General features: G+C 60.1%; 6 protein-coding genes. 1 reads left to right on the top strand and 5 read right to left on the bottom strand.

The features are described 5' to 3' along the window. The first annotated feature begins 271 nt into the window (after positions 1-271). Positions 272-583 carry a thioredoxin family protein gene (locus tag ACETK3_RS21205; protein WP_237429423.1) on the top strand — a complete coding sequence of 104 codons (312 nt, stop codon included), beginning with the start codon at positions 272-274 and terminating at the stop codon, positions 581-583. 369 nt (positions 584-952) lie between these two features. On the opposite strand, the gene ACETK3_RS21200 is transcribed toward ACETK3_RS21205, so the two are convergent. The 5 genes from ACETK3_RS21200 to mscL all read right to left on the bottom strand — a co-directional run. Next, positions 953-1,162: a helix-turn-helix transcriptional regulator gene (locus tag ACETK3_RS21200; protein ID WP_237429422.1), complete on the bottom strand. Its 210-nt coding sequence runs from the start codon at positions 1,160-1,162 to the stop codon at positions 953-955. Further along, positions 1,159-1,665 (bottom strand): hypothetical protein, encoded by a 507-nt coding sequence (locus tag ACETK3_RS21195; RefSeq protein ID WP_237429421.1) that lies wholly within the window; start codon positions 1,663-1,665, stop codon positions 1,159-1,161. Before ACETK3_RS21195 ends, ACETK3_RS21200 begins: the two co-directional genes overlap by 4 nt. A 32-nt stretch (positions 1,666-1,697) precedes the next feature. Continuing rightward, the gene (locus ACETK3_RS21190; protein WP_237429420.1) at positions 1,698-2,342 is read right to left on the bottom strand and encodes an NADPH-dependent F420 reductase; all 645 of its coding nucleotides are present in this window, start codon (positions 2,340-2,342) and stop codon (positions 1,698-1,700) included. 396 nt (positions 2,343-2,738) lie between these two features. Continuing rightward, positions 2,739-2,960, bottom strand: coding sequence for a hypothetical protein (locus tag ACETK3_RS21185; protein WP_237429419.1), 222 nt, complete (start codon positions 2,958-2,960; stop codon positions 2,739-2,741). 281 nt (positions 2,961-3,241) lie between these two features. Beyond that, a partial coding sequence (mscL, locus tag ACETK3_RS21180) for a large conductance mechanosensitive channel protein MscL (RefSeq protein WP_373993585.1) occupies positions 3,242-3,618 on the bottom strand: 377 nt, incomplete at its 5' end.

The raw sequence follows: 3,618 nt of genomic DNA, 5'->3' as shown, positions 1-3,618 counted from the left end.
GGCCGACCCCGCCGAAACGAATCAGTGGGCAGATCTGTTGGCCATAACCGGGCAGTTTTACTGGCCACCAGCGGGCACATCAACTGGCCGCCCATGGGCAGAACGTAATGGCCATTGACAACCATCGAAGATGTTTACGCGTACCCCACAAAACACTTCGACTTCCACGCCCGACAGCTTGACCTCAACCGGCCGGGCTAACTCGCACATCAGCGGCCGCGCCCAGGGTCTAATGGGATCAGCCGCTGCCACCGGGCAGGAGAACGAAATCATGAGACTCGAACTACTCCATATCGATGAGTGCCCCAACTCGGATCAAGCACGCAAACGTCTTGAAGACGCGCTGGCCGCCATGGGCCGCGAGGACCTCAAAATACACATACGGCTTCTGAAGACCCCGTCGGACATCCAAGGCAGCGGATTCGCCGGATCACCGACCATCACGGTCGACGGGGCCGACGTTTTCCCGACCGGAGCACCGACAAGTGAACTCGCCTGCCGCGTCTACCAAACGCCCAAAGGCCTTGCGGGAACGCCAACCGTTGATCAGCTAGTGGAAGCGCTCAAAAAGCATGGAGTCTAAACGCCAGCAACCTGCCGCTGCTGCGGCAGAACCATGGACCGATTATCCACGTGCCCAACATAGCTCTCCCCAGATTCTGCCTCTGACCAGCGCATTTCCCTCCTCAGGGCAGATAATCCGGCTCGCATCGAACTCGCTGCTGCGGACCTTCGAGCTGCGCCGCGATCCCCTCTCGGAGCAGTGGCTGCTGGGGGCCATCACTGACAACTGTTCATGGCCCTGCGTAGCGTAGGGCCATGATCCACCTAGCCAGGTTGCCCGCGGGGCTTGCCCCGCCGGTGAACTGCGTGATGCGCTGCGCTCAACCCCACTACATTGCCAAAAGGAAGCTCAACCGCCGCTATGAGCTCCGGCTCGTTACTTCAGCCGTCACGCACGACCTTTCAATTCCAGTGTGAGCCCCAGGGCCTGGGCGATCTTGGCAATGGTTGTGGTCGTGACATCATGATTGGCTTCCACCCGAGCGATGGTCGGACGGGAAACGCCTGATTTCTCGCCAAGCTCCGCCTGCGACCAGCCGTGCTCCCTTCGGGCTTCGCGGATGATGTCCCCAAAAGCCACCTGTCCGGCGCCGCTCATGACTCTGAGGCCTTTGTTGCAGCCCCCGGATCAGCCGCCCGGTGTTGACCGTGAAGCGCCTCCGCGGCAATCTCGGCAATCTGCCCCAGGAACGCGGGGTCGGTCATGTACGACTGGATTTCCTGTGACTCATTCACGGTTTTCAGTACTGCCAGTCCGACGGCTCCGCTGAAGCCCTCAGATGCCTTGAGCTGAGAGACGGTGTTGTTTTTCGCCATCGCCACGGCTTCTTTATTGGCATCGAGGAAGCCCCAGAACGTGGTGATGAAGCCGGAGACACTCTCCGGGCTCACATCGACGCCTTTTGCCTTGAACATCTCGTTCACCTTCTCGATGGCCTCATCGAGCGGGCCGCGTTTGGGCGCCTTTGCCCTCTGGTGCTCCCCGTCAAAGGCCGGCAGCTTGATGCCGTCGCTGCTCCCTTCGCTCAGCGAGTGGTCCACATTGATCGCCGAAGGTACAAACTGGACACCGGAGGGGGCAAGCAGGAAGGCCGGCGCCATAAGCGCCGACCTTCCTGTCCAGATTACTGAGGTTAGGTAGCGGGCTGGAACCTGAGGGCGGAATTCCATTGGAATTGCGGGAGCTGGTCGTTGGCAGAGAGCAAGATATTGAGGAATCCGGCTTGTTCGAGCTGCTGGGCGCGACGCAGTGGGCCAACGACGATCGGGGTCAATCCACCGGCCTTTGCGAAATCGGCGACAGCCCGTACAGCGGCGTCATCGTCGCCGGCGACGAGGACATCCAGCTGCTGACCGGCGACCTGTCCGTCGGTGAGAGTGGCGGCAAAAGTAGTGTTGAACGCCTTGACCACCTTGGCCCCGGTGGCTTTTTGCAGTTCCTCCGCTGCGGACGAACCTGCAGGAACTGTCAGGCCCTCGAAAGTGGAAAAATCGATCGGGTTGGTGATGTCGACGTAAACTTTGTCGTTGAGGGCATCACCGTACTGCGCGATCACGTCCTTGGAGGCGTCGAAGTAAACTGCGGGCACAACGATGGAGCCTGTGATGGCGTCACCGACAGTGTCCGCACTGACCTGCCCGCCCAGTTCCGCGGCAATGGATTCTGCCTTGGCCTTGTCCGAGTGGGCCAGCAGCTGGACACTTTTGCCGCCAGCCAGGGCGCGCGAGGCGAGGCCGCGGGCCATGTTGCCGGTGCCGATGATGGTGATATCAGTCATTTTGTTCTTCTTTCCAAAGAGGCGGGATAGGAGGTTCACTGCTGTTCTTTCCTCTCGTCTTACTTGAAGTTTCAACCAACCTTTCCGTTGTTCCATTCCCGGCGCCTCGCCGGTAGCCCCAACATCTTCGGAGAGTTCACCTACCCGGTACAGGGGTTGCCAACATGCCAGGCGCAGGACGTGACGATGTCGTTCGTACGCGCGGTCCCCTTGGAGGTGTGGCCGACCCGTTGTAGGGGTGTCCATGCAATGGGTAGAAGGACAAAAGATGGGGGACATTCTCCTCGACTTGCTGTGCTTTTGCCACCACGCAGCACGCCAGAACTTGGTGAAAGGTCCGACCGGCTCGGGCCGGTCGGACCTTCTCATGGCGCGTCGGCGGCCGGCAACGGCGGGTTATCCGACTTTGCCCGCCAGCGCCACGAGCACACCGGCTGTGGCGAAGAACTTGTTGCTCCCCAAGTCGCGGATGGTCTTGATGCCCATGCCGGCGAGCAGTTCATCGTGCTTTTCCGTCAGCCCGGCAAGGGCCGAGGGCGGCGCGGCCAGAACTTCGTCGAGAGTCGAGTTCTCGTAGGCCTTATCGAGTGCCTTGCCCAATTCAATAGAAACAGCCATGTACATGTCCTTTCATCGATACGGAACAACAGCACACCCGCCGCGGATCCTGCGAAGCAGGAATGGGGCATGCACGGACGCCGGGATATTTCCCCGCGCTCCTGGCCGGATACGCTATCGCAGTGCACTCACCAAAACATCAATATCCGGCAATTAATGTGCACAGACGCTGCGCACCTGCATCACGATAAGCCCGGACGGCGCTGGGGCGCCGGACATTCAATTTGCCCTACCCCGAAAGAAAGGCCAGCCTCTGGAGGCCGGCCTTTCCTCGTTGGCTACTAGCGGCGGTCCTGCTGCAGGGAGTCACGAATTTCGGTGAGCAAAGCAATCTGCGGATCCTCCGCTGCTTCTTCCTTGACATCCGGGTTGATGCCCAGGCGCCGGTTGCGGCGTTCGATCATATGGTTCATCGGGACAACAACGACGAAGTAGATGGCTGCAGCCACGAGCAGGAAATTGACGATGGCGGTGAGCAGGACACCGAATTTGATGTCGTTTCCGTTCAGGGTCACGACGGCGAAACTGTCGAAATTGGGCGATCCGACCAGAGCCGCAATGAACGGCATGAGAACACTTTGGACTAGGGCCGTGACCACGGCGCCGAAAGCGGCACCAATCACGACGGCGACGGCAAGGTCTACGACGTTGCCCTTCA

It is taken from the genome of Arthrobacter sp. E44 (genome assembly GCF_041877125.1).
Classification (GTDB): Bacteria; Actinomycetota; Actinomycetes; order Actinomycetales; family Micrococcaceae; genus Arthrobacter.
Note: the sequence above shows the minus strand (reverse complement) of the source record. Positions and strands in the feature narration are given on the sequence as shown.